General features: G+C 66.3%; 29 protein-coding genes, 1 tRNA gene and 2 pseudogenes. 13 read left to right on the top strand and 19 right to left on the bottom strand.

Annotation, left to right across the window (positions count from 1 at the left end):
- Positions 1–60 precede the first annotated feature (60 nt).
- Positions 61–819, bottom strand: a complete 759-nt coding sequence (locus PU630_RS05425; RefSeq protein WP_275279353.1) for an SDR family NAD(P)-dependent oxidoreductase — start codon at positions 817–819, stop codon at positions 61–63.
- A gap of 1 nt (position 820) precedes the next feature.
- A complete protein-coding gene (locus PU630_RS05430) occupies positions 821–1,684 on the bottom strand; it encodes a fumarylacetoacetate hydrolase family protein (protein ID WP_275279354.1) in 864 nt (287 codons plus the stop codon).
- 133 nt (positions 1,685–1,817) lie between these two features.
- On the opposite strand from PU630_RS05430, the gene PU630_RS05435 reads away from it, so the two are divergent.
- Positions 1,818–3,107: an L-fuconate dehydratase gene (locus PU630_RS05435; RefSeq protein ID WP_275279355.1), complete on the top strand. Its 1,290-nt coding sequence runs from the start codon at positions 1,818–1,820 to the stop codon at positions 3,105–3,107.
- The gene (locus tag PU630_RS05440; RefSeq protein WP_343075855.1) at positions 3,104–3,826 is read left to right on the top strand and encodes an aldo/keto reductase; all 723 of its coding nucleotides are present in this window, start codon (positions 3,104–3,106) and stop codon (positions 3,824–3,826) included. Before PU630_RS05435 ends, PU630_RS05440 begins: the two co-directional genes overlap by 4 nt.
- Here PU630_RS05440 and PU630_RS05445 read toward each other — a convergent pair.
- From PU630_RS05445 to PU630_RS05455, 3 genes are read right to left on the bottom strand one after another with little or no spacing between them, the layout of a single operon-like run.
- On the bottom strand, positions 3,814–4,884 hold the full coding sequence (locus PU630_RS05445) for an aldo/keto reductase (protein WP_275279356.1): 1,071 nt from the start codon (positions 4,882–4,884) through the stop codon (positions 3,814–3,816). The two genes, PU630_RS05440 and PU630_RS05445, sit on opposite strands and share 13 nt — an antisense overlap.
- Positions 4,881–5,210 carry an L-rhamnose mutarotase gene (locus tag PU630_RS05450; protein ID WP_275279357.1) on the bottom strand — a complete coding sequence of 110 codons (330 nt, stop codon included), beginning with the start codon at positions 5,208–5,210 and terminating at the stop codon, positions 4,881–4,883. Before PU630_RS05450 ends, PU630_RS05445 begins: the two co-directional genes overlap by 4 nt.
- Positions 5,207–5,893 (bottom strand): FadR/GntR family transcriptional regulator, encoded by a 687-nt coding sequence (locus PU630_RS05455; RefSeq protein ID WP_275279358.1) that lies wholly within the window; start codon positions 5,891–5,893, stop codon positions 5,207–5,209. Before PU630_RS05455 ends, PU630_RS05450 begins: the two co-directional genes overlap by 4 nt.
- A gap of 120 nt (positions 5,894–6,013) precedes the next feature.
- On the opposite strand from PU630_RS05455, the gene metG reads away from it, so the two are divergent.
- Both metG and PU630_RS05465 read left to right on the top strand, forming a co-directional pair.
- The gene (gene metG, locus PU630_RS05460) at positions 6,014–7,588 is read left to right on the top strand and encodes a methionine--tRNA ligase (protein WP_275279359.1); all 1,575 of its coding nucleotides are present in this window, start codon (positions 6,014–6,016) and stop codon (positions 7,586–7,588) included.
- Positions 7,588–8,475, top strand: a complete 888-nt coding sequence (locus PU630_RS05465) for a TatD family hydrolase (RefSeq protein ID WP_275279360.1) — start codon at positions 7,588–7,590, stop codon at positions 8,473–8,475. Before metG ends, PU630_RS05465 begins: the two co-directional genes overlap by 1 nt.
- Before the next feature lie 101 nt (positions 8,476–8,576).
- Here the strand turns inward: PU630_RS05465 and PU630_RS05470 are convergent, their stop codons facing one another.
- Genes PU630_RS05470 through PU630_RS05485 form a run of 4 tightly spaced genes read right to left on the bottom strand, consistent with a single transcriptional unit; the run spans position 8,577 to position 10,451 of the window.
- Complete coding sequence (locus PU630_RS05470) at positions 8,577–9,137, bottom strand: hypothetical protein (protein WP_275279361.1); 561 nt, start codon at positions 9,135–9,137, stop codon at positions 8,577–8,579.
- A 2-nt stretch (positions 9,138–9,139) separates the two neighbouring features.
- Positions 9,140–9,496 carry a DUF6176 family protein gene (locus tag PU630_RS05475; RefSeq protein ID WP_275279362.1) on the bottom strand — a complete coding sequence of 119 codons (357 nt, stop codon included), beginning with the start codon at positions 9,494–9,496 and terminating at the stop codon, positions 9,140–9,142.
- Positions 9,497–9,508: 12 nt separating this feature from the next.
- Entirely contained in the window at positions 9,509–9,865 is a 357-nt protein-coding gene (locus PU630_RS05480; protein ID WP_275279363.1) for an RNA-binding S4 domain-containing protein, read from the bottom strand.
- Entirely contained in the window at positions 9,858–10,451 is a 594-nt protein-coding gene (locus PU630_RS05485) for a lysoplasmalogenase (protein WP_275279364.1), read from the bottom strand. Before PU630_RS05485 ends, PU630_RS05480 begins: the two co-directional genes overlap by 8 nt.
- A gap of 94 nt (positions 10,452–10,545) precedes the next feature.
- Here PU630_RS05485 and PU630_RS05490 point away from each other — a divergent pair, with 94 nt between their 5' ends.
- Entirely contained in the window at positions 10,546–11,703 is a 1,158-nt protein-coding gene (locus PU630_RS05490) for a low temperature requirement protein A (RefSeq protein WP_275279365.1), read from the top strand.
- On the opposite strand, the gene PU630_RS05495 is transcribed toward PU630_RS05490, so the two are convergent.
- On the bottom strand, positions 11,694–12,281 hold the full coding sequence (locus PU630_RS05495; RefSeq protein WP_275279366.1) for a GNAT family N-acetyltransferase: 588 nt from the start codon (positions 12,279–12,281) through the stop codon (positions 11,694–11,696). The two genes, PU630_RS05490 and PU630_RS05495, sit on opposite strands and share 10 nt — an antisense overlap.
- 196 nt (positions 12,282–12,477) lie before the next feature.
- Between PU630_RS05495 and PU630_RS05500 the strand changes: the two genes are divergently transcribed.
- Positions 12,478–12,551: transfer RNA gene (locus tag PU630_RS05500), tRNA-Pro, on the top strand.
- A 196-nt stretch (positions 12,552–12,747) separates the two neighbouring features.
- On the opposite strand, the gene PU630_RS05505 is transcribed toward PU630_RS05500, so the two are convergent.
- From PU630_RS05505 to PU630_RS05530, 6 genes are all read right to left on the bottom strand, one after another.
- Positions 12,748–13,902, bottom strand: coding sequence for a tyrosine-type recombinase/integrase (locus PU630_RS05505; RefSeq protein ID WP_246081370.1), 1,155 nt, complete (start codon positions 13,900–13,902; stop codon positions 12,748–12,750).
- Positions 13,903–13,963: 61 nt separating this feature from the next.
- Positions 13,964–14,182, bottom strand: a complete 219-nt coding sequence (locus PU630_RS05510) for a helix-turn-helix transcriptional regulator (protein ID WP_036297574.1) — start codon at positions 14,180–14,182, stop codon at positions 13,964–13,966.
- Positions 14,179–14,742 (bottom strand): hypothetical protein, encoded by a 564-nt coding sequence (locus PU630_RS05515; RefSeq protein ID WP_036297572.1) that lies wholly within the window; start codon positions 14,740–14,742, stop codon positions 14,179–14,181. The genes PU630_RS05510 and PU630_RS05515 overlap by 4 nt, the downstream gene beginning before the upstream one ends.
- A gap of 15 nt (positions 14,743–14,757) precedes the next feature.
- Positions 14,758–15,222 (bottom strand): single-stranded DNA-binding protein, encoded by a 465-nt coding sequence (locus PU630_RS05520; RefSeq protein ID WP_036297570.1) that lies wholly within the window; start codon positions 15,220–15,222, stop codon positions 14,758–14,760.
- Positions 15,223–15,304: 82 nt separating this feature from the next.
- Positions 15,305–17,029 (bottom strand): type IV secretory system conjugative DNA transfer family protein, encoded by a 1,725-nt coding sequence (locus tag PU630_RS05525; RefSeq protein ID WP_425459824.1) that lies wholly within the window; start codon positions 17,027–17,029, stop codon positions 15,305–15,307.
- Between the two features lie 53 nt (positions 17,030–17,082).
- The gene (locus PU630_RS05530; protein WP_243419913.1) at positions 17,083–17,382 is read right to left on the bottom strand and encodes a hypothetical protein; all 300 of its coding nucleotides are present in this window, start codon (positions 17,380–17,382) and stop codon (positions 17,083–17,085) included.
- A 497-nt stretch (positions 17,383–17,879) separates the two neighbouring features.
- Here PU630_RS05530 and PU630_RS05535 point away from each other — a divergent pair.
- A pseudogene (locus tag PU630_RS05535) lies at positions 17,880–18,035 on the top strand (ATP-binding protein); the annotation flags it as partial.
- 298 nt (positions 18,036–18,333) lie between these two features.
- On the opposite strand, the gene PU630_RS05540 reads toward PU630_RS05535, so the two are convergent.
- Entirely contained in the window at positions 18,334–19,317 is a 984-nt protein-coding gene (locus PU630_RS05540; protein ID WP_036301240.1) for an arsenic resistance protein, read from the bottom strand.
- A 53-nt stretch (positions 19,318–19,370) separates the two neighbouring features.
- Here PU630_RS05540 and cmtR point away from each other — a divergent pair, with 53 nt between their 5' ends.
- Genes cmtR through PU630_RS05555 form a run of 3 tightly spaced genes read left to right on the top strand, consistent with a single transcriptional unit; the run spans position 19,371 to position 20,706 of the window.
- The gene (gene cmtR, locus PU630_RS05545) at positions 19,371–19,730 is read left to right on the top strand and encodes a Cd(II)/Pb(II)-sensing metalloregulatory transcriptional regulator CmtR (protein ID WP_081766446.1); all 360 of its coding nucleotides are present in this window, start codon (positions 19,371–19,373) and stop codon (positions 19,728–19,730) included.
- Entirely contained in the window at positions 19,727–20,392 is a 666-nt protein-coding gene (locus PU630_RS05550; RefSeq protein ID WP_036301243.1) for a cation efflux transmembrane domain-containing protein, read from the top strand. Before cmtR ends, PU630_RS05550 begins: the two co-directional genes overlap by 4 nt.
- Complete coding sequence (locus PU630_RS05555) at positions 20,389–20,706, top strand: hypothetical protein (protein WP_036301234.1); 318 nt, start codon at positions 20,389–20,391, stop codon at positions 20,704–20,706. Before PU630_RS05550 ends, PU630_RS05555 begins: the two co-directional genes overlap by 4 nt.
- Before the next feature lie 283 nt (positions 20,707–20,989).
- Here the strand turns inward: PU630_RS05555 and PU630_RS05560 are convergent, their stop codons facing one another.
- Together PU630_RS05560 and PU630_RS05565 are read right to left on the bottom strand one after the other, a co-directional pair.
- A complete protein-coding gene (locus tag PU630_RS05560; protein WP_051514050.1) occupies positions 20,990–22,231 on the bottom strand; it encodes an MFS transporter in 1,242 nt (413 codons plus the stop codon).
- Positions 22,228–22,572 carry an ArsR/SmtB family transcription factor gene (locus PU630_RS05565; protein ID WP_275279369.1) on the bottom strand — a complete coding sequence of 115 codons (345 nt, stop codon included), beginning with the start codon at positions 22,570–22,572 and terminating at the stop codon, positions 22,228–22,230. The genes PU630_RS05560 and PU630_RS05565 overlap by 4 nt, the downstream gene beginning before the upstream one ends.
- Before the next feature lie 138 nt (positions 22,573–22,710).
- Between PU630_RS05565 and lgt the strand changes: the two genes are divergently transcribed.
- The 3 genes and pseudogenes from lgt to PU630_RS05580 all read left to right on the top strand — a co-directional run bounded on the left by lgt (position 22,711) and on the right by PU630_RS05580 (position 24,690).
- Positions 22,711–23,721, top strand: a complete 1,011-nt coding sequence (lgt, locus tag PU630_RS05570; RefSeq protein WP_246081369.1) for a prolipoprotein diacylglyceryl transferase — start codon at positions 22,711–22,713, stop codon at positions 23,719–23,721.
- Between the two features lie 236 nt (positions 23,722–23,957).
- Positions 23,958–24,056: pseudogene (locus PU630_RS05575) on the top strand (YkvA family protein); the annotation flags it as partial.
- Positions 24,057–24,285: 229 nt separating this feature from the next.
- Positions 24,286–24,690: a four-helix bundle copper-binding protein gene (locus PU630_RS05580; protein ID WP_141880425.1), complete on the top strand. Its 405-nt coding sequence runs from the start codon at positions 24,286–24,288 to the stop codon at positions 24,688–24,690.
- Positions 24,691–24,719 lie beyond the last annotated feature (29 nt).

Here is a 24,719-nt window from a genome sequence, read left to right on the forward strand (position 1 = left end):
AGGAGCGAAGCGACGAGTTGAAGCGACGCAGGCCAGGTCGTTTCGACTCGCTTCGCTCGCTCAACGATCGGCCGGACGCAACCGCAGCTCTTGCATGCCCCCGTCGACGGCCAGGCCGATGCCGGTCGTCGACCGGGCGTGCGGCCCGACGAGGTAGGCCACCGCGTCGGCGACCTCTTCGGGTGCGACCAGGCGACCGTGCGGCTGCCGTGCTTCCAGCGCCGCCCGTTCGGCCGCCGGGTCGTCGGCGGCACCGAGAAGGCGCCCGATCCACGGGGTGTCGGCGGTACCGGGGTTGACCGCGTTGACGCGGATGCCCTCGCCGAGGTGGTCGGCGGCCATCGCCTTGGTCATCGACAGCACGGCGCCCTTGGTCGCGCTGTACAGCACACGCTGCGGCAGCCCCGCGGTCGCGGCGATCGACGAGGTGTTGCACACGGCCGCCGCGCTCGAGCGGCGCAGGTGGGGGAGGGCCGCCCGCATGACGCGAGCCATGCCGACCACGTTGATGTCCCACACGCGGTGCCACTCCTCGTCGCTGTTGACCGTGACGTCGCCCTGGGCACCGATGCCGGCGTTGTTGACGACGATGTCGATGCCGCCCAGCTCCGCAGCCACGCGCTCGACTCCGGCGATCACCGATGCGTCGTCGGTGACGTCCACGGCGACGGCGAGATCGACGTCGGTGGCGGCATCCGGGTTCACGTCGAACGCCACGACGCGGGCGCCGTCACGGCGCAAGCGCGACGCGATGGCCGCACCCAGGCCCGAAGCGCCGCCGGTGACCACGGCGACCAGTCCGTCCAAAGGCCCCGCCATCTCAGTCCTCCTCCCCGCGCACGGCGATGTACTGCTGGCGTTGACGACCCAGCCCCTCGATCTCCAGTTCGACGACATCGCCGGCCCACAGGTAGGGGAAGCGGCCCGACAGCGCCACGCCCTCGGGCGTGCCGGTGAGGATGACATCGCCGGGCTCGAGCGTGAGGTACTGGCTGAGCTCCCACACGATGTGATCGATCGAGAAGATGAGGTCGGACGTGCGCGAGTCCTGGCGCGGCTCGCCGTTGACCCACGAGCGCAGGCGCAGGTCTGCGGCATCCACTTCATCCGGGGTGACCAGCCACGGTCCCAGCGGCAGGAACCCGGGTGCCGACTTACCCTTCGACCACTGTCCGCCTGAGACCGCCATCTGCCAGTCGCGTTCGGAGAGATCGTTGCCCAGCGCGTAGCCGGCGATATGTGCGGCGGCGTCTTCGGGCGCGTGCAGGCGCTGCGCGCGGCGACCGACGACGATGGCCAGTTCGACCTCCCAGTCGGTCTTCGTGCTGCCGAGCGGGATCTCGACGTCGTCGTCGGGGCCGACCACGGTGTTGGGTGACTTCATGAACATCACCATGTGCTTCGGGGGCTCGCTGCCGCTCTCGGCCGCGTGCGCGGCGTAGTTCATGCCGATGCAGTAGACCGCCGACGGGCGTGCCACCGGCGGGCCGACGCGGAGTGCGCCGGCATCGGGCAGAACGGGAAGGGAGCCGGATGCCGCGGCCTCGCGCGCCCGCTCGACACCCCCGTTCTCGAAGAAGGCGCCGTCGAGATCGGCGGTCACAGATGAGAGATCGAGGAATCGGTCGCCGTCGACGACGACGGGCAGCTCGCGGCCGCGAGGGCCGAGTCGGGCGAAACGCATGAGCATCCTTCGTCAGGTCAGAACTCTGAAGCCGCAGAAGCGGCTCCGGGGGACGATTCTTGCATATCCACGGTATCTTGACGAATAGACATCCGACCTTTATTCTCGGATTTCACCTGCTCGAAGGGAAGACATGGCCGCCATCACCGCCGTCGACACGTTCGACATCCGGTTCCCCACGTCGCTGAGCCTCGACGGCTCCGACGCCATGAACCCGGACCCGGACTACTCCGCGGCCTACCTCATCGTGCGCACAGACGCCGCTGACGGTCTGGAAGGACACGGCTTCGTCTTCACGATCGGCCGCGGCAACGACGTGCAGACGGCTGCACTCGAGGCGCTGAAGCCCTACCTGCTCGGGCAGGATGTCGACGCGCTCCTGGCCGACATGGGCGCCGCATCGCGGCGCTTGGTCGGCGATTCGCAGCTGCGCTGGCTGGGCCCCGAGAAGGGCGTCATGCACATGGCCATCGGCGCCGTGGTCGACGCGCTGTGGGACCTGCGCGCCAAGCGTGCCGGTCAGCCGCTGTGGCTGCATCTGGCGAGCCTGTCGCCGGAGGAGATCGTCTCGCTCGTCGACTTCCGCTACCTCACCGATGCGCTCACGCCCGACGAGGCGCTGCAGATCCTGCGCGACGCCGAGCCCGGGCGTGCGGAGCGCATCGCCCAATTGCGCGAGGAGGGCTACCCGGCCTACACGACCTCGCCGGGCTGGCTCGGCTATTCCGACGAGAAGCTCGCGCGCCTGTGCCGGGAGGCGGTGGCCGACGGCTTCGCGCAGATCAAGCTCAAGGTCGGCGCCGACCTCGACGACGATCTGCGCCGCATGCGCATCGCCCGCCAGTGCGTGGGCGAGCACTTCCCGATCGCGATCGACGCGAACCAGCGCTGGGATGTTCCGGATGCCGTGGCCTGGGTCACCGCACTCGCCGAGTTCGACCCGGCCTGGATCGAAGAGCCCACGAGCCCCGACGACGTGCTCGGGCACGCGGCGATCGCCCGCGGCGTCGCGCCGGTGCGCGTCGCGACCGGCGAGCACGCGCAGAACCGGGTCATCTTCAAACAGCTGCTGCAGGCGCACGCGATCGATGTCATGCAGATCGACGCGGCGCGGGTCGGCGGCGTGAACGAGAACATCGCGCACCTGCTGCTGGCCACCCGGTTCGGCGTGCCGGTGTGCCCGCACGCGGGCGGCGTCGGACTGTGCGAGAGGGTGCAGCACCTGTCGATGTTCGACTTCGTGGCGGTCTCGGGCACGATGGAAGGGCGCATGATCGAATACGTCGACCACCTGCACGAGCACTTCGTGACGCCGACCATCATCGAGCGCGGCCGCTACCGGGTGCCCGAGGCGCCCGGGACGGGTGCCGAGATGCACGCGGACTCGATCGCTCCCTTCGTCTGGCGCGGGGTGACGGCGTGACTCCGGGCGACACCGGCCTGAACCCGCTGGGGTTCGGTGCGGCATCCCTGGGCAATCTGCACCGCGTCGTCTCGGACGAGCAGGCGGCGGAGGCGGTGGATGCCGCATGGCACGGCGGCATCCGGTACTACGACACCGCCCCGCACTACGGGCTCGGGCTCAGCGAGCGGCGTCTGGGTGCCTACCTGCGTACCAAGCCGCGTGACGAGTTCGTGCTGTCGACGAAGGTCGGGCGCCTCCTGGTGCCCAACCTCGCCTTCGCCGGCGGCCGCGACCTCGCCCACGACTTCGACGTTCCCGACGACCTCGTGCGCCGGTTCGACCCGTCGCTGGCGGGCATTCGGCGCAGCGTGGAGGAGTCGCTGACCCGGTTGGGTCTGGATCGCATCGACATCGCCTATCTGCACGATCCCGACGCGTACGACCTCGAGCGGGGGCTGGGCGAGGGGCTGCCGGCGCTGGAGCAGCTGCGGTCCGAGGGCCTCATCCGCGAGATCGGCGTGGGCGTGAACGACGCCGACGTCGCCGCCCGCGCCGTGCGCGAGGCCGACCTCGACATCGTCATGGTGGCGGGACGCGCAAGTCTGCTGCGGCCGCACGGGTTCGACGCACTGATCCCGGCGGCGTGGGCGGAACGGGTGCAGCGGGCGACCGGCGCGACCGGCGCCGAGTGGACGGCGATCGCCCACGGCACGGCATCCACGTTCTACGGCGTCTGAAGCTCCGCCCACAGCTCTTCGGGCACGTCCGCCGCGATGCGGGCGAGGTTCTCCGTCACCGCCGACGCCCGCGCGGTGCCGACGACCACCGAGACCACCTGCGGCAGCCGCAGCGGGAAGTGCAGGGCCGCGGTGGGCAGCTCGACGCCGTGCTTCTCGCAGACCGCAGCCATCCGCTCGACCTTCGCTATGAGCTCGGGCGGGGCCGGCCGGTAGTCGTACAGCGCACCCGGCGCCGGCCGGCGCGTGGCCAACAGGCCGGAATTGAAGGGGGATGCCGCCACGATCCGCGTGCCGCGGCGCGCGCACTCCATCGTCGTGCCCACGCCGAGTCGCGCCGAGACCGGCCAGTCGCTGCCGATCATTGCGCGTGCGGGGCCGAACGCGTCGACCGCGGCCGCGATGAACGCGTCGGCATGCCGGGCGTAGGCCGTGGCATCCCGCGTCTCCGCCGCCAGTCCCGACAGCTTGACGTGCACGTGCGGCAGGGCCGCGAGGCGGCGCACGGCGTCATGCCAGGCGCGACCCGCGGGGGTGTCGAGTCCGGCATCGACCGGCGGCTTGCCGAGATGGTCGAGCACGATCCGTGTCTCGGGTGCCTGTTCGAGCAGCGCGGCCAGCGTGGGCAGCTGGGTGTGGCGCACGCAGGCGTCGAACGTCAGACCGCGGCGGGCGAGCTCGCGCAGCCCGTCGGCGAGAGCCGCTGTGTTCCAGCGCTCGACAGGGACGCCCTGCAGCGAGTGGCGGATGCCGACCACGCGGTCGATGGCGGCGAGATCGTCGAGACCGATGGATGCCGTCAGGTCGGCGAACGCGACGATCCCCGCCAGTTCGGGCCAGGGCGCGGCATCCACCCATTCCGCCTCGGCGACCGCCTGGTCGGGGGCACGGTCGGCTTCCACAAAGATCGTGCGGGTGGTGCGGCCTTCGGCACGGTCGACGTCAGCGGGCAGGGCGCGGCGGGGGAGCTCCGGCACCGCGGAGAGCCACGGGTAGTCGAGCACTGCGGTGTCCCATACGTGCACGTGGGCGTCGAGCAGCGGGCCGGGCGCGGTCATCCCTCCACCTGCCGGGCGAGCGACCAGACCTCGTCGAGCGGCGCGTACGCGTCTTCGCCGTCGGGGCCGCGGAATCCGGTCACGAAGCGGCCGATGTGCGCCTGCCAGCGGTCGTCGGCGGGGTCGCCCTTGACGATCTGCATCGCCTGGTCCCAGTCGTCGCAGTCGACGAGATGGAACAGACGGTCGCCGCTGCGCCAGATCGTCCAGTCGTGGATGCCCGCCCGCTCGAAAAGGGCGGCGAGCTCGTCGGGCACGCGGGCGTGTTCCGTGCGGTAGTCGTCGACCGCGCCGGCGACAAGGATCGAGTGCAGGGCGATCCTCATGAGTGCGCGGCCTCCGATGCCTCGCGCAGCCAGCGTTCGATGCCGGCGATGTGGGTCAGCGCGAGCGCCGCGGCGAGTTCGGCGTCGTGCTCGTGCAGCGCATCCAGGATCGCCCGATGCTCGGCGATAGTGCGCTCGGCGGCGTGGTGCTGTGTGAGGCCGCGCCACACGCGCGCGCGCTGGGTGCCCGACTGCATCGCCTCGACGAGCCGGCTGAGGTACTCGTTGCCGGCGCCCTCGACGATCGCCTGGTGGAAAGCGAGGTCATGCTCGACGAGGGCTTCGATGGGGCCGGTGGACTGGGTGTCGGCCAGCAGCGCCTCGAGGCCGGCGAGCTGCTCGTCGTCGAGCCGCGTTGCAGCCATGGCGGTCGCGGCGGGCTCGAGGATACGGCGGACGGCGAAGATCTCCAGAACCGACTGGTCGGAATGCAGATCGACGACGAAGTTCATGGCCTCCAGCAGCAGACGTGGCTCGAGGCTCGTCACGTAGGTGCCGTCGCCGCGGCGCACGTCGAGCACCCGGATCACTTCGAGCGCCTTGACCGCCTCGCGCAGCGAACTGCGTGAGACACCGAGCCGCTCGCCGAGCTCCTTCTCCGGCGGCAGCCGGTCACCCGGGCGCAGCTCGCCCGAAACGATCATCTCTTTGATGCGCAGAATCGCGTCGTCGGTCACCGCCATGACGCCATCGTAGCCAAACATCGGATGTCTGATTGTGACAATTCCGGGATTTCGGCACCTGTGCATCGTCCTCGCGGTCACAGATCAGTTCGCGGCATCCACGCAATCTAGACTTGGCTGGTGACTTCCGCGGGCTCCTTCTACATCACGACGCCGATCTACTACCCGAGCGACCTTCCGCACATCGGGCATGGGTACACGAGCGTCGCCGTCGATACGCTCGCGCGCTGGCATCGACAGGCCGGTGACGACACCTGGATGCTGACGGGCACCGACGAGCACGGCCAGAAGATGCTGCGGGCCGCAGCGGCCAACGGCGTGACGCCGCAGCAGTGGGTCGACAAGCTCGTTGACGAGAGCTGGTTCCCGCTGCTGAAGACGCTCGATGTCGCCAACGACGACTTCATCCGGACGACGCAGCCGCGCCACGAAGAGGCCGTGCAGGCGTTCTTCCAGGCGCTGTACGACCGCGGCTACATCTACGCGGGGGAGTACGAGGCGCTGTACTGCGTGGGCTGTGAGGAGTTCAAGCCCGAGTCCGAGATCGTCGACGGTACCGGTCCCTTCGAGGGCCTGAAGGTCTGCGCGATCCACTCGAAGCCGCTTGAGCTGCTGCAGGAGAAGAACTACTTCTTCAAGCTCAGCGAATTCGGCGACAAGCTGCTCGAGCTCTACAAGACCGAGCCCGATTTCGTGCGCCCCGACTCGGCGCGCAACGAGGTCGTGTCGTTCGTGAAGCAGGGCCTGAAAGACCTGTCGATCTCGCGGTCGACGTTCGACTGGGGCATCAAGGTGCCGTGGGACGACTCACACGTCATCTACGTATGGGTCGACGCGCTGCTGAACTACGTCACGGCGATCGGCTACGGCACCGACGAAGAGAACTTCCAGCGCCGGTGGCCCGCCTACCACGTGGTCGGCAAAGACATCCTGCGTTTCCACGCCGTCATCTGGCCGGCGCTTCTGATGGCGGCAGGCCTCGAGGTGCCGCGCGGCGTGTTCGCGCACGGCTGGCTGCTCGTGGGCGGCGAGAAGATGTCGAAGTCGAAGCTCACCGGCATCGCGCCCACCGAGATCACCGACGTGTTCGGATCCGACGCGTACCGCTTCTACTTCCTCTCGGCGATCCCGTTCGGCCACGACGGATCGTTTTCGTGGGAAGACCTGTCGGCCCGCTACCAGGCCGAGCTCGCCAACGGCTTCGGCAACCTCGCCTCGCGCACGATCGCGATGGTCGAGCGCTACTTCGAGGGCGTCGTGCCGGCGCCCGGAGAGTATGCCGAGGGCGACCTTGCCGTGCAGAAGACGGTTCGGGATGCCGCGGCCGCCGCTGATGCGGCGATCGAGCGCTTCCGCATCGACGAGGCGATCACCGCGATCTGGACGATCGTCGACGAGCTGAACGGCTACATCACCGACAACGAGCCGTGGGCGCTCGCGAAGGACGACGCGCAGCGCGAGCGCCTGGGTACCGTGCTGTACACGGCGGCCGAGGGGCTGCGCGCACTCGCGGTGCTGCTGTCGCCGGTGATGCCGATCGCGACCGAGAAGCTGTGGGTGGCGCTGGGTGCCGCGGAGTCGCTGGGCCGACTGCAGGACCAGCCGATCCGCGAGGCCGGCAACTGGAGCATCCTCAAGCCCGGAACCTCGGTGAACGGACTCGCGCCGCTCTTCCCGCGCGTCGAGCAGGCCTGATGCCCGACGATCCGTCGAACTACGTCCGGCAGCGCGAGAAGGGCTCGCGTGACGTCTCGTATCCGCCGGCTCCCGAGCCGCTGGCCGTGCCCGTCTACGACAACCACTGCCACCTCGAGATCGCCGACGGCGATGAGGGCGGGCTCTCGCTCGACGAGCAGCTCGACCGTGCGCTGGCCGTGGGTATCGCGGGCGTGGTGCAGGCCGGCGGCGACATCGATTCGAGCCGCTGGTCGGCGGATGCGGCATCCCGCCACCCCCGCGTGCTCGCGGCCGTCGCCATCCACCCGAACGAGGCGCCGGAGTACGACGCCGCGGGCCGGCTCGACGAGGCGATCGGCGTGATCGACGAGCTCGCCGCGCAGCCGCGTGTGCGGGCGATCGGCGAGACCGGGCTGGACTTCTTCCGCACCGGCGAAGACGGGCGCGACGCGCAGTTCCGCTCCTTCGAGGCGCACATCGCGCTGGCGCAGAAGCACGGCATCGCGATGCAGATCCACGATCGCGATGCGCACCAGGCGGTGCTCTCCACTCTCGAGCGGGTGGGAGCGCCCGACAAGACCGTCTTCCACTGCTTCTCGGGCGATGCCGACATGGCGCGGTACGCGACCGAGCGCGGCTACTACCTGTCGTTCGCCGGAAACGTCACGTTCAAGAACGCCCAGAACCTGCGTGACGCGCTGGCTGTGGCATCCCTCGATCGCATCATGGTCGAGACCGACGCGCCGTTCCTGACGCCGACGCCGCTGCGCGGCCGCCCGAACGCGCCGTACCTGGTGCCGGTGACCGTGCGCTTCATGGCCGCCGAGCTCGGCATGGACGTCGACGCCCTCTGCGCCCAGCTCGCGTCGAACACCGAGCACGTCTACGGCCCCTTCACGTCCTGACGCGCCCCCGCCACCCCGCGAGGTCGTACCCATTTTCGCGAGGTCGTACCCACGCCGCCGTTCAGCAGCCCGCTTCGGCAGTCAGTTGGCGGGATGCCCCGTCACAACTGACTGCTGAACTCCGAGGTGTCGTCCCACGAGATCACCCGCGCGTTCGCGAGCGGCACCGGCCCCGCGGTCAACACGTGCGGGATCAGGTTGAACCACGCCCAGGAGTGCCCTGCGGCGGCGAGGTTCTCGAGCCACTCACGGTTCGCCGGCGGCACATCGAGCGCGGTCTCATAGCGTGCCGGATCGAGGGATGCCACGTCCCGCGCGTCGATCGGATCGCCGACCAGACTGCGCTGCCGGTCGAAGACGACCGCATCGCCGGGGAGGTCGTCCACCGGAATCGCCCAGAACTCGACCGCAGGCAGCGTGCGCCCGCTCACCTCGCGCCAGGTCGCGTGCGGGTGCACGGGCAAGAGGAAGACGACCTCGGTCCAGCGCTTCGTGATGAGCGGCACGATCGTGTCGCGCAGGCGCCGCCGCTCGGGGGTGTCGTCGTACTTCGCGACAGAGCGCGCATACGCAGCCGGGTCGAGCGTGCGCAGCGCGTCGAGCGGCAGCAACGCATCAGTCCCCGAGGCCAGAGGAGTACGAACGTGGAAGACCTCGCGCATACTCAGCTGCCCAGCGGCCGCATCGACGCTTCGACCCGTTCGGGCATCATCATGACCCGCGGCGTGAGCTCTTCGGGCGGATACGCGTCGTCGATGCAGTCGCGCCAGTACGCGAGGTGCTTCTCGTCGAGCCAGTGCGTCGAGTCGTGCACGCTCGCAGGGTCGTCGCCCTGCACGCTGTACCAGTACATGTAGTCGATCCCGTCGATGGTCTCGGCGAAGATCGTCTCGACATACATCTGCTCGGGCTCGAGCGTCTCACGCACGGCCTCCCGGTTCTCGTTCAAGAACCGCAGCCATTCGTCGACGCGTTCACCGGCACCGGCACGAACGCGGAATCGGGTCAGCTCGATACGCATCCGACCAGTCTCTCACCGCCCGCGCAGCCGATCGATCTCGCGCCGCTCGCGCTTGGTCGGGCGGCCCGCTCCGCGGTCACGCTCCGCGAATTTCGGTGTCGGCTCGCGCGGGGGAGTGCGGTCCTCCATCGCGGTCGCGGCGACGGCGGCCCCGACGCGCTTGGCGATCGGCTGCCGCACCACGAGAATCCGGTCGAACCCGGCGATCCGTACCCGCAGCTCGTCGCCGGGCCGCACAGGCTGCGCAGCCTTGACCCGCTCGCCGTTGACCCGCACATGCCCGGCCCGAACGGCGGTCGTGGCCGCCGACCGCGTCTTGTACACGCGGACGGCCCAGAGCCAGGCATCCACTCGCACCGATTCAGCCACGACGCGCCTTCTTCTCGCTCACGACGCCGGCCGCGATCAGCCCCTGCCCGAGGCAGTAGGTCAGCATCACCAGCGGGCTGGTCCACCACGGCATCGCGTCGGGAAGGAACAGTCGCAAGGCCAGCACCGTGTCCGAGCATAGGAAGAAGGCGCCACCCAGCGCCACCATCGGCACGCTGCGGGCGGTGGATGCCGCGGTCCCGCCGAGCACGAGACCATAGACCGCGACCGCCCAGCGCAGATCACCGAGGTGCGGCCACAGCACCACCAGCATCCCGACCCACCACGCGACATACACGAGCGCCCACGCCGGCACGCGCTGGACGGCGAGGTGACGCTGGAACAGCCAGATGTAGGCGAGGTGCGCGATCCCGAAGAACAGGAGCATCATCGGCAGGTTGGGCAGCCAGGGGAAGAACTGTGCCGTGCCGTCACCCAGCCACGAGAACCCGATCGCCACGAGGAGCAGCACGAGGGGCGCACTGCGCAGGCGTCGTGCCCACAGCACAGCCAGCGCGAGCAGTGGCATCAGCAGCAGCTTGGTGACGACCGCGAGACCGTCAACGCCGATCCACAGTGCGACCACCTGCAGAGCGGAGACCACCGCGTACGGAGGAAGCCCGCCACGCTCGAGGTGGTGGACGTCCGCGTCGGCATGTCGTCCATCGTATGCTCACTCCGTGAGCGAATCGCACGCGGGTCTGCGCCGCATGGTTGCGCGCGATCGCGCCCAGCCGTTCCGGACCGCTTCGCCCCTTGAGCTGCTGTTCGACCTCGTGTTCGTCGTCGCTGTGTCGCAAGCCGCCGACAACCTGCACGAGCTCGTGAGCGAGGGGCACGTCGCCCAAGGCGCTCTGTCGTACCTCATGGTGTTCTTCGCGATCTGGTGGGCGTGGATGAACTTCACCTGGTTCGCTTCCGCGTTCGACACCGACGACTGGGCATATCGCATCATGACGATCGCCCAGATGGGCGGTGTTCTCGTGCTCGCTGCGGGCGTGCATGACGCCATGACCACGTACGACTTCACGCTCGTGACGTGGGGCTACGTCATCATGCGATTGGCGATGGTCGGGCAGTGGCTGCGGGCCGCTATATCCGACCCGGATTCGCGCCGCACCGCACTGTTCTTCGCTGTCGGCATCACGATCGTGCAGGTGCTCTGGGTCGCGCGCCTCTACCTGTTGGACGCTACGTGGCAGCTCGTCACGTTCTTCGTCCTCATGATCGCCGAGGTTGTCGTACCGGTCATCGCCGAGCGCCAGGGGAGGACCGCGTGGCATCCCCACCACATCGCCGACCGCTACGGTTGCTTCACCCTGATCGTCCTGGGTGAGAGCGTGCTGGCGTCGGCGACGGCGATCTTCCAAGCACGCGGGCAGGGCGCCCACGTGCTCGCCCTCGCGGGACTGGCCGCTGCCGGACTCGTCATCGCCGCCGGCATGTGGTGGCTCTACTTCGAGCGTGAGCAGGGTGCACGTCTGGCCGAGATCGACAGCGGATTCGGCTTCGGCTACGCGCACTACGTCATCTTCGCGACAGCGGGCGCCGTCTCGGCCGGCATCGGAGCAGGAGTGGATGTCGCGACCGGCCACACCGCATTGTCGGCGTCGATGGCCTCCTTCGTGCTGACCGTTCCGGTCGCGGCCTTCATGCTGGCGATGTGGTTCGTGATGTTGCGGCCTCACGTGTCGCGCGTGACGTCGGTGATCGTCATCGGCCTGGCGGTGCTCGTGTTCTTCTCGGCGCTTGTGCCGCCGGCATCCCTCGCCGCAACGGCCGTGTTTCTCGCGTTGGCCGTCGTGGCCGTCGAGTGGGATGCACGACGTCACCCCTGAGTCAGGTCGAGCTGCACGATGGTGCGGTGCGGCTTCGGTCGGTCGGCGACTTCGTGGAACCCCGCCGCGACGAACGTCGAGAGAGCGCCGACGAACAGATCGTTCGCCGGGATCTTCTTCGCGCTCGTGTCGCCCGGATACGCCTCGAGCACGCGGGCGCCGTTCTCACGGGCGTGGACGATGGCGGCATCCAACAGCCTTCTGTTCAACCCTTGGTTGCGGTATTCGCGGCGCACGACGAAGCAGGTGACGGCCCAGACATCGGGCTCGTCCCAGGGGCTCGGCGACCCTTGGAAATTGCGCGTGCGCGCAAGTCTCGGCTGCTTGATGCGCGGGCCCACGCGTACGAAGCCGGCGGCGACGCCGTCGACATAGGCGATGAGGGCGGGGGAGGGCGTCGTGCCGAGTTCGATGCGCAGCCGCTCTTCTCTCTCTTCGCGGCTGGTGCTGTCGAACTCGCGGCTCGTCATCAGCCACCACTGGCACTGGCATGAGGCGCCGTCGCCCCCGCCGGTCAGGGCATGCTCGGTGTCCGCGAAGCGACTTTGCGTTGCGGGTTCGATGGTGATCGTCGACATGCGGTCCACGGTAGGGGTGGGGTCCGACATCGGCAATGGATGCCGCGGTTCGCGGTGCTCGCTTGGACCGGGTAAGATGGACGAGTTGCCCGCTCCGGTGGGCATCGGGATGTGGCGCAGCTTGGTAGCGCACCTGACTGGGGGTTAAGTGGTTTACCACTCTTCGGTCGGCCCGAACAACTGAAAAACAATGCCACGGGCTGTGGCGCAGCTTGGTAGCGCACTTGACTGGGGGTCAAGGGGTCGCAGGTTCAAATCCTGTCAGCCCGACAGAAAATCCCTGATGAGAAGCAATTTTCATCAGGGATTTGTTGTTTCTGAACGTCGTTTTCTCTGGTCCCCCTCTGGTCCCCCCGGACAGGTTGGCGTGGTCGACCCGTGGATGACAGAATCCGTCGCGATGCCCTGTCTGTGGATAAGGGGACCAAAAGGGGACCAGAACGGTGAATACCGGCGACGGAGCGGGTCACAGCCCGCGTCCCGTGCCCTGCCGCGGTCGTCGCGATGGGTTCCGAGGAGTGTCTCTGCTGAGGAAGGCGTTGGCTTGTTCTGCGGCGGAGGCGAGGTGGCGGTCATCGGGGTGGAGGTAGCCGCGAGTGGTCTCGATTGAGGCGTGTCCGAGGATCTCTTGGAGGACATGGAGGGGGACTCCGGCGTCGGCGAGCCAGGTGGCGCCGGTGTGTCGGAGACCGTGTCGTGTGAGATTGGGCAGGCCGAGGTCAGCAACAACCTGGTCCCAGCTGGTGGCGTCGCGAACGGTGGCTGTCGTAAGGAAACCGCCACGCGGACCGACGAGGAGTGGTGCGTCTGATTGCTTGAACGCGCAGAGTCGTTTCAGGACTGGCCGGAGTGGGTCGAGAATCGGCACGCGACGCTCTTTGCGGCTTTTGGTTGGCTTGGTGATGAGGCCGCCCCTGCCGGGAAAGACCTGTCGTCTGATGATGACGAGGTTCTTTGTGAAGTCCACGTCTCCGACTTGAAGCCCGGAGACTTCGGAAGAACGAGCTGCCAGTAGAGCGGCGAGCATCACGAAGTCTGAATAGGACTGATGGACAGTGCCGCAGGCGGAGGCGAGCTGGTTCAGTTTCTGCAGATCAGGGATCGCGTGCGCGCGCGGGGCAGCATCTTCGGCGGGTTGGATTCGGAAGGCGTTTCTGTGGAGACTCCGCTTCGCCCGGTGTTTGGCGGGATTGATTGTGATCAGGCCGTCGCGAACGGCTTCGTCGAGTACCCGCACGAGTGGGGCGATGGTGTTCTTAATCGTCGATGCGCCGTACTGCTTCTCCCAGTCGTCGATCGTGCGGTCGATCATTCCCGCGGTGATCTGAGTGACGGGCAGATGGCCAAGCGCCGGGAGCACTCGGAGCCGAAGACCGTACCGGTAGTTGTCTCCGGTGGAGGTCATATCGAGGCCGCGTGCCCATCGATCCTCGATCGAGGTAAAGAACTCCAGGAGCGTCATCGAGACGTCCATTCCCTTGACCGAAGAGTTCCGGAGCGTTTCGAAGAATGCGCGTGCGGTTGCCTCGTCTTTTACGATTTCGGTACGGATCACGCGTTGCTTGGTGAGCGGATCGGTCCAGCGTGCCCGCGCTCGAATTCCGTAGGAGCGTCGTTCCATGTCGGTGGAGATCCTCACCCCGATCGGTGGCACCGGTCGGGGTGAGGACTCTGGCATCGGCTCAACTGGGCGCGCCATGGTGCGGCTCCAAGTTCTGTAGCCATTGGTCGATGGCTTCGAGCCGGTATCGGGCGATACCGCCGAGCTTGATGAATGGTGGCCCGGTCTCCGCGGAGCGCCATCGAGACAATGTCGATTCGGAGACCTTCAGGTACGAGGCGACCTCTCGGCTATCCAGCAATGGTGAGACGGGCGCAGTCGCCTCGACCGCGTTGCTCATGACTCCTCCAGCGGAGGATCGCCGAGCGAACGGTAGAACTCGTCCTCAGCCGTTTGACGATGCTGAACATCATCAACGACGAATTCGACAAAGTCGGCTTCCCGGTCGGTGATCATTGACTCTTCAGAGGGAGTAGGCGGCTCCTCCCCGGGCCAGGTGGCTTGCCGTGTGGGGCGATCACGATCGAGTCGGGTCCCGGAAGTAGCTACCCAGTCCCGGAGGCGGAGGCGAGCATCCGCAAAATCGCGATGCCACCCCAGTGGTGCGGATCCGTTTTGGTTGGGGTCGTAGGCGCACAGCCAGTGCAGGTGCAGCGCTGACAGCTCCCACACGAGTTCGGGGTGACGATGCCAGTAGGGCGGGATCACTGCGGCGGGGAGTCCGTAAGTGCGGCGGAGCCAGTAGACCCAGCGATTCAGCTCCAGCCACTCAACCTCCGCGTCGTTCGCGGTGAGGAGATTCCAGTTGATCGGATGCGGTGGTTCAGCGACCAGCGATTCGTCGTCGTCATCCTCGTCGCGCCCTTCGTGTGCTTCAGCGGTGGGAACGAAGTCACTCATGATGACCGCTCCTGCTCAGATGCTGACCGCAGGAGCGGCATCTGACTGCGCTCGTGCTCGGGCGGGGGCTTCAAAAGGGGACGCATCACGACCGGTCGCCTCGCGCATGTTGCTGTCGCGATGGGGTCCGCGATCGACCTCGTATTGGGTGCGTGCGACGTCGTGACCGAAGCGGGAGACAATGAACTCCTCGGCCGCGACGCTCTGGCCGTCCTTCTCGTAGCTGTACTCGCGCACGCGTCCAGTGGCGATGAACTTGTCGCCCTTGTGGAATCGCGCGACTCCTTCTTCGGCTGCGCGCCGGAAGGCGCTCATGTCGTGGAAGGACGGGTCGAGCTGCGTGAAACTTCCGTCTGGGGTCTGCTGAGAATGCTCTATGCCGATCCGCGCGTAGAACCGCGCGGTGCCGTCCTCGGTGTAGGTCAGACGGGGCTCGGTCGCGATGAATCCTGTGATGGCTTGCTGGGTGTCGATGGACATGACGACTCCTTGATTTGTTGGGGCGGCCATCGGATGTGATGGCCGCTGCAACAGACAGGTGCGCGCTGCGCCCCAGCGCGGATCATGGCGTGGCAGGGCGTCTCAACAGCGACTCAACCGCTGCACGATCCGCTTTGAGCTGTTGACCGTCGGGGCGCTTGGGCCAGGGGTGGAGGTCAGTGACGATCGGGGGCGCCGACCGGAGCAAGATGACCCCGGTGCCAAACGGCAACGTGCGAATGCGGTCGGGCGGCAGGATCGGTACGCGACGGATGGAACGCTGGTTGGAACGCGAGCCATGGTCACCGAGCGTGACGGAGTCGGTGAACTCGTCGCGTTCGCCGATCAGCGTGGAGAGGTCTTGAAGGTCTCGTGAGTTCGAGGCGCCTCCAAGGATGATCTTCGCGATACTGGCGTCCCAGATCGCTGCCGACTTGTTCTCAGACCACTTGTCCCGCGCCTGGGCAAGGGATTGAAGCACCGGCATCGTTGTGATCCCGGTGCCGCCACCTTCTGCCATGAGTGTGGGCAGTGAGGGTAGCGGCGCAAGGTTTCCGATCTCGTCGAGCGCAAACAGTAGCGGCGGATCGAGCCGTGCGCCGGGTGATCGAGCAGCCATTCGGCGGGCGGTCTCGACAAGGTCTTCAACGAGAGCTGCGACGAGAGCTGCGCTGTTCCCGGCCCCAACGCCGGTCGCCAGAAGATACAGCGTGCCACGGTCGCGGATGAAACGCTCGGGATCGAACTGCTCGCCTTCTGCCGGGCTGACAGCATCTAGCACTCTGGGGTCGGCCAGCGCCGACAATGCGAGCGAAACACCCTGCCAGATACTGTCGCGCGTGCGCGGGTCGGCGTCGAGCGTTGCCTCCAGCGAATCCGCCCACCCCGTGGCTGCCAGCGGTGAGCCCGTCAGGATGGCGACTGCCTCCGCGGCGGCTGATGGGTCGAGGGTCCATCGGAACAGCTCAGCCGGACTTCGATGATCGAGCGCGGCCGCATGTAGGAGCGCCTGCAGAGCGATGCGGGTCTTTCCTTCCCAGAACCCTCCACCCTCGACGCCGCCAGCGGACAGCTCGGTGGCCGCTGCAAGACCAGTCGCGCGAATCATCGCGGTCAACGGGTCCTCGCAGCCCCGAATAGGCGACCACCGCAGCCCAGAGGAGACGCCTTCAGCAAGATGCTGAGGATCAAAGACGGCGACCGGACCGAACCGTTCGCGTGCGCGCATCGTTGCCGTCAGGTTGTCGGGCCGGGTCGACGTCGTCACCACTGCACCCGGCGCATCGAGAATCGCTGGGATCACAATGTGCAGGCCCTTACCTGAACGCGGCGGGCCGATGAGAAGGATCGAGTCTTCGACGCTGGCCCACACCTGCTTGCCGTGCGAGCGCCCGAGCAGGTAGCCCACGTCCGCGGGTTCTGGCTGTTCCAGTGAAGGGCGAAGCGTCGCAGCTCGGCGCAGGAGTGCCTTCGCCGACGCACTGGTTGCGACCTCGTGACTGCTGGCAGTTCCCGCGAGCCGCCGTGGATCGGTATCGACGTTGTGTGAGTGCCGACGCCAACGGACCCAAGCCCACCCGATAGCGCTGCCGAGAATGAGGAGCAGCAGTATTGCAATCGACCAGTAGAGAATTGCATTCAGACCGGGCGCCTGCAGCACCTCGGCCGGATTTGTCGGGCTGAACAGCAGGGTGACTCCGCCAGCAATCCCGACCTGAGGTTGCGCAGTGCCAGCGAGGAATGCCGCAACGGAACCCGCAGCTCGCAAGACGACGGCGACCCCGAAGACTGCGATCAACGCGATCATCAGGAAGTTGGTCAACTCATCGCCGAAACCCCGACCCTGACCGTGTGGGGTACTCACGATGGCAAAGATTCGGTGACGATGACGCCGGAGACGCGTCCGATGAGCAATATCTCCGATCGGTGATCCACGAGTTGGCTCATATCGATGACCGCACGAGCGCTCCCGTCAGCGGATCCTTCAGCACTGGAGACTGACAGCGCGACGGTGACGTCCTCGCCAGGGACGAATCCGGACCCGGTGACCTCGATCAGCTGATCCGTTGGGCGGTGCCGCGCTCGCCGCATCGTGCTGGGTGACTGAACGTCTGCGATGGCTTGCTCTCGTCGCACCGCATGGACGATGTCGGTGAACACCGAGCCATCGAACTCGTGCACCTCAACTCGGACGGTGTGGGAGCGGTGTTCGGATATCGCATCAAGAAGATCACCAAACCGTGCGCGGCTCCAAGGCGCGTCCGGCGTTGGAGGCGGGAAGTCGTTTCCGTTGCAGCTGACGTTTATGGCTCCGCGCTCGCTGACCGTGATGACTGCGAGGGGGAAAGCGATGGGCGATCCGAGTGGCGTTCCTGCAGGGCTATTGCTCATGCCACAGAGGTGCGCGGGTACCCGCGCCATTGCACAATGCACTCCAGGTACGGGCTGGACGTGACCGTCGACGGCCGGGTCTACAACTTCCGGACCGAGGATTCTCGTATTTGCTTTGATCGTTCGTCGGGGGTGCCCAGGCTGGACCGTGTGCTATTGCTGCGCGTCAAGGGAGTCAAGCACCGCCCGTGGATCGGTGACGAGTCGAGCTAGTCCGACCGGCTTCGTGAGGAACCCGTTGGGGGTTAGACTCGAAGGCTGCCTCGTCGTTCTCCGGCTGGACGAAGACTCTCACTGATCCGCGGCTTTGCGCTGCGATCGTGGACCGTCTCACCTTCGGCGGCAACATCATCGAAACCGGCAGCGACTCCTGCCGCCTCGCCCACACGAAGAACACCCACGCGTGGGACACGGGAAAGTAAGCAAACTGAGCGGACCCGGCGAGCAGTTCATCACCGGATCCGCTGTAGCGTTTAGCGTCCCCTGACCAGGCATTTTCTCGGGCGGGTCTTACGGGAATGTCCGCCTGCCGGAACCACACGCGTCGGCACCGGTGTGTCATTCCGGGGCAGGAGTCCCGGTGGGCGTCCAGCTTGCGAGTCTCGGTGGCCTGTGCTTGGCAGTCTTCGGTAAAGACGCGCTTCCAAGTAATGATCGCCTGATGCAACTGCATAGTCGCTGACGTCGTGGAAGGTGTCGGAGCGTCCAGGTCCAACGCGGTTAGGAGTCCGCACGTTCCGAGGCATGGGCCGGGAGTAGGCGCGGGATGAGTCGGACGAAGAGAACCATGGCGACGAGCTCGACGAGCGTCTGCGTGACGACGACGAGCGGGGCAAGGTCGAAGATTGCCGGCAGCGCAAGGACGAGCGGGAGGACAACCAGGGAGTTGCGCGTGGCGCCGCTGAACACGATCGCTCGACGCCCTGCAACGTCAAGTCGAGCGATCCTCCCTGCTGCAGCACCAATGGGGATCATGGCCGCGGCGAACAAAAAGAAAACCGGGATGGCCCGGAGCAACGAAGCGAGTTGTTGCCAGACGCCGCCGATTTGTGAGACGACAACTACCGCAAGGGTCAGCATCATCAGTGGCACCATCGCCCCCAGTACGATCTCCTGCAGGACCTTTCCAGCGCGGGTGCGGACTGCGAGAAACTGGGTCAGCCCGGCGGCGATGAGAGGTAGCGCGATGAGTAGTAGGAAAGCTTCGACGAACGGGGCAAGGTCGACGGCGCGGACGAACTCATTGCCGACGAACAGCCACAGGTAGACCGGGAGTAGGAGCATCTGCACGAGCATCAGTAGTGGTGCTGCGGCGAGGAGCCGGTCTCTGGCACCACCGGCGACCCCGGTGAACACGATGACGTAGTCCACGCATGGTGTCAGCAACACGAACAGCACACCGACCAGCAGGACTTGATCGTGTGCGACGATGCGCGACAGGAGGAACACGACCACCGGAACGAGGGCGAAGTTCACCACGAGCACCGTGATCAGGAAGCGCCAGTCGCGGAAAGCCTGGCCTATCTTTGCGAACGGCACTCCGAGGAATGTCGCGTAGAGCAGTGGCCCGAGCACAGGGTTGATCGCGCCCTCGGCCGGGTGCGCGACACCAGGGACCAGCAGGCCGACTCCCGCTCCGACGAGAAGGGCGATGAGGTAAAGCGCGACCTGGTATCGTTCCAGCCATTCCACCCTTGAGCGCATGTCGTTCATTCTCCAAGCTTCCAATTGGTCATTGCTCACTGTATAGTCATCAAATGCTGACTATAGCTTCTCGTATCGATGTGATGAACCGTCTCGGTCGAGCGATGGCCGATCCGACCCGCTCTCGAATCCTGATGACGCTGCTCGGCGGGTCGAGCTACCCGGCCGTGCTCTCGCGATCGTTGGATCTATCCCGGTCGAATGTCTCTAACCACCTGACCTGTCTGCGGGACTGCGGGATTGTCGTGGCAGAGCCGGAGGGCCGGCAGACGCGATACGAAATCGCCGACCCTCACTTGGCGGCCGCTCTCACCGCTCTCGTGGATGTGACGCTATCTGTTGACGAGAACGCCCCGTGCGTCGATGAATCGTGCAGCGTCCCTGGATGCTGCGGAACGGCAGTGAACGCATGAGCACATCCCTGACCGCTGAACGTCGCTCTAGGCTGCACCGTCGCGTCCGTTTCATCGTGGGGTTTACGATCACGTACAACGTGATCGAAGCCATCGTGGCGGTGTGGGCAGGTACTGTCGCATCCTCCGCGGCCCTGATCGGGTTTGGCCTTGATTCCATCGTGGAAGTGCTGTCTGCGGCCGCGATCGCATGGCAGTTCACGCGGAAAGATCCGGAGCGCTGGGAGAAAGTTACGGTGCGGGTGATCGGCCTCGCTTTCTTCGCCCTCGCCGCCTACGTCTCAATCGATGCTGTCCTGAGCCTTATTCGGGTGGAGGGGCCCGCGCACAGCCCATTCGGGCTCGGGATCACGGCACTCAGCCTGGTCATCATGCCGCTGCTTGCCTGGTTCGAGGTGCGCACCGGTCGAGAGCTGGATTCCAAGAGCGTCATGGCTGACGCTAGGCAGCTCATCCTCTGCGTCTACCTCTCAGGGGCAGTCTTCATCGGCCTCGCCCTCAACAGCCTGTTCGGTTGGTGGTGGGCCGACTCCGTTGCCGCCCTCGTCGTGGCGGTACTCGCAATCCGTGAAGGCATCGAGGCGTGGCGCGGCGATGTGGAGTCCCCGTTCGAAGTCCTCGAGGACCTCGACAACGAAGAGGTAGAGGCGACGGTTCGATGACACACAACGGCCCCTTCAACGAAGCTCCGATCGCGTGCACTCTGCCCACCATCGCCGAGGCCAAGGCGCAGGTTGAGAAGTGGCAGGCCTTCGACGCCGACTACGCGCAGTCCTCCGAACGCACCGACACACAACTCACCGTTCACTACGCGAAAGTCGAGGACTCAATCTTGCGCCTGCGAGACCTCGTCGCGGTCGAACGGCGCTGCTGCGCGTTCGTGGATTGGAGCACCGAGGAAAGCGATGAGGAATTGCGCCTAATCGCGCGCGGCACCTCCGACCAACTCGCCGCGCTCAACATCGGCCACGGCTGACGCACCGCCAAACGCTCCTGTATGTGACCCCTCGCCGCGCTTGCGGGTACACGATCTGGGTCGAATCGCGGTCTCTGGTGCATGTCCGCAACCACTGAATATGCCGCCCGCTGATCGTCCCACCAGCGATGTGGCGGGTTCTCTAGCCAATTCCGTCGGCAGCCGACTCTTCTATGACCGCCTTGACTGCTGCGCAGTAGATGCCCTACGTCCTTGGCGGAGAGGAAGCCGGCGGTAGATCTCAGTGGAAGCCACCGCGGCCATCGCGCGTTTCGTGGGTTCTTCAGGTCGTTGTCGTGAGGTGATCGATGTCTGCGGGCGGGGTTTGGCGGCGGTGGAGGAGGAGCGCAGCGATTGTGCCGAGGACGCCGACGCCCGCAAGGGCTTCGGCGGCGGCGGGAAGGCTTGTGGCGCCCAGCCATCCGGCGAGCGGGTAGGTGATGAGGAAGCAGGCGTGGGATAGCGCGAATTGGGCGGTGTAGACGAGGTTCCGGTTCGTTGGCGTGGAGGCTTCCGCGAGCAGCCTTGAGGAGGGCGTGTTGATCAGTGAGGTTCCGGCGCCGAGTATCAGCCAGACGATCAGCAGTGCCCACCACCCGGTACCTGTGTCGACGGCGATGATCGTGACACCGATCGCCGCAACAAGCCCGCTTGCCACCACGGCCGTGCCGGTAAGCATGGTGCGGGTCACTCCGATCCGCTCGACGACCCAGGGTATGTTCAACGCCACTACCAGTGAGCCGACGCCGTAAGCGCCGAGGGCGACGGCGAGGGCTGCGTCGTCGAAACCGAACACGCCCTTGGCGTAGACGACGGAGTTCACCAGAACGAGCGCGGTGCCGGCCGCGACGACGATGTTGGTGAGCATCAGAAACCGCAGGCTGGGCGAGCGGGCGAATACCCGCATCCCGGTCGATAGGCGCTGCCAGAACGAGGATGCCGGCTGATCGTGTGACAGCGCCGGGAGTCTGGTCGTCACTACTAGCGCGGCTGATGCGGCGAAGCCGACGGCAGTGCCCAGGAACAGGTTGTTGTAGCTGATCACGGTCAAGAGGACCGCGGCGAGGAGAGGGCTCAGCAATGCTTCGAGGTCGTACGCGAGGCGGGAGAGGGCCAGCGCTCGAGTGTAGTCGCGTGGTTCGGGGAGCACTGAAGGGATCAGCGACTGAAACGCGGGCGTGAATGTCGCGGATGCGGACTGCAGCACGAACACCAGCACATAGATCTGCCATGTCTCTGTCACGAACGGCAGCATCGCTGCGATCAACAGCCGGATCGCGTCGGCACTGACGAGGACGGCCTTCTTCGGGAGCCGGTCCACGACCGCGCCGATCAGCGGTGCGACGCCCACGTACGCGACCATCTTGATCGTCAACGCGGTCCCCAACACCGATCCCGCTGCCGCGCCGGCCAGATCGAACGCCAGCAAACCAAGTGCGACGGTGAGCAGCCCCGTGCCGACCAGTGCGATCACCTGCGCGGAAAACAGCGACCGGTACGTCCGGTTGCGAAGAACCTGGATCATGAGTGGTGCCGAGGGGTGTCTTCGACAGCATGTTCCGCTTGCAGAATCGCTTCGGTGACCAGGCGCTGCGCGTGCTCGTCCGTGAGCCGGTAGAACATCCGGTTGCCGTCCTGGCGAACCCGCACGATCTTCCCCCACCGCAACTTCGCGAGATGCTGCGACACGGCCGCAGGGCTGCGGTCCACGAGCTCGGCGAGAGCGCTCACCGACAGTTCCCCCTCTTGGAGGGCGAGGACGATGCGAATCCGTGTCGCATCTGCGAGCAACCGGAACACCTCCACCGCCACCTCAACGAACGGGCCATCCGACTGCAACCGATCTATATTAGTATCTGCATGCATGCTTACATACTAAGATAGGTCTTGGTTCGGATGTCCCCGTTCTCTATTGCGGTGGAGCGATGCCGGGTCACCCAGTCGGTTGCCATGGGCACGCCGTTGCGTAAGGTTCCTAGTCGAAGTCGAGTTGGAGGAGGCACCGTGATCGTCGCACCGCTAAGTATCCCGAGCCCGGATCCCTCGTGGGCGAGCTTCCAGATCGGCCCGCTCACCGTGCATGTCTATGCGCTGTGCATCATCGCCGGGATCATCACCGCGGTGCTGATCACCGACCGCCGGCTTCGCGCACGCGGAGTTGCCGCGTGGACCGTCATCGACGTCGCGTTGTGGGCGGTACCGCTGGGGATCGTCGTCGCGCGTTTCTATCACGTGTTCACCCATGTCACGGACTATTTCTATCCCGACGCGAACCTGTGGAACGTGTTCGCGATCTGGGACGGCGGCAACGCGATCTACGGGGCCCTTCTCGGCGGTGCGCTCGGCGTCTATATCGGGTGCCGTCGCGCCGGGCTCCGGTTCTGGGTCTTCGCTGACGCGCTGGCTCCCGCTCTGCTCGTTGCGCAGGCCATCGGCCGGCTCGGGAACTATTTCAACCAGGAACTTTTCGGCCTCCCCACCACGCTGCCCTGGGGATTGGAGATCCTGCCGACTGCACCGATGTTCCCCGACGGTGCACCGGCGGGCACCCTGTTTCATCCACTGTTCTTGTACGAGCTGATCTGGAACCTGCTCGGTGCGGCCCTCATCGTTGCGCTGGAGCGGCGTTTCGTTCGGGGCTGGGGGCGCAGCCTCGCGCTCTACCTGGTCTGGTACGGCCTCGGTCGCAGCGGGCTGGAAGCGATCCGCATCGATCCCACCAGTGATGCGCCCCTCGGCATCCCCGCCAACATCTGGGCATCCTTCGCCGTCGTCCTCGTCGGCATCGGCCTGCTCGTCATCCAGAGCATCCGCCACTCCGATCCGGAACTCTCGCCCTACCGCCCCGGGAGGACTCCCCCTCCTGCTGATTCCGCCGCCGGGGAGGACTCCAGCGGCGACGATCACGCACGCGAGCAGTCGCACGAACACACGGATGGCACGGGTGCGGTGTCGCCTCGCGGAGGGGTGTCCGATCCGGGAGTCCCGGGTCGCGGGCGATCCCCGGTGAGCTGAGGTCCGCACGCATGCCGTTCTGGTTGCAGATTCTTCTCAGTGTCCTCGGTGGTATCGCGCTTTTGTGGGGTGCGTTGATTGTTGCGCTGCTTGTTCACTACCGGCGAGCTGACCGCTCCATCGATTGGCGGGAAATGGCCCGTCTGGCCCCCGACGCCGTCCGGCTCATCAAACGTCTGGCCTTCGACAAGGGTGTGCCGCGCCCTACCCGGTGGTGGCTGGGTGGCCTTCTCGTCTATCTGCTGTTACCGATCGACCTGGTCCCCGACTTCATCCCGGTACTCGGATACCTCGACGACGCGATCCTCGTCGCGATCGGGTTGCGCTTCGCCATCACACACGCCGGCATGGACGCCCTTGAGCGAAACTGGCCAGGAACACCCGACGGGCTTGCCGCGCTCCTCGCGATCGCCAAAACGCGCGAGTAGCGCCAGCGGAGGTCGGCGTCGCTGCCAGCATTGGTCGGCTACCCCACGGGGATACGGCATACAACCCCCTTGCAGTCGCGCTGAGGCGCGCGAACCGTAGTAATCGTCGAACGATCAACGACGGAAGGAAACAGCCATGTCCACCACCGCAGAAATGCTGCGAACGTATCCAAAGGATCTCGGCGGTATCGACCAAGAAGCGCTCTCCACCTGCATTGACGCGTGTGTGGAGTGCGCACAGGCCTGCACCGCATGCGCCGACGCCTGCCTCAGCGAAGACATGGTCGCGGATCTCATCAAATGCATCCGCACGAACCTCGACTGCGCCGACCTGTGCGATGCAACAGCACGCATACTGTCCCGCCATACCGGCTACGACGCCAACCTCACCCGAGCAACGCTCGAGGCCTGCCGCACTGCATGCGCCAGCTGCGCCAGCGAATGCGAGCTACACGAAGACATGCACGAGCACTGCCGCATCTGTGCCGAAGCGTGCCGACGCTGCGAGCGAGCGTGCACCGAACTGCTCCAAGCCCTCTGACCACGGTTCGACACCTCCGGCCCCGGCCG

It is taken from the genome of Microbacterium horticulturae, from assembly GCF_029094505.1.
GTDB classification, from domain to species: Bacteria; Actinomycetota; Actinomycetes; order Actinomycetales; family Microbacteriaceae; genus Microbacterium; species Microbacterium horticulturae.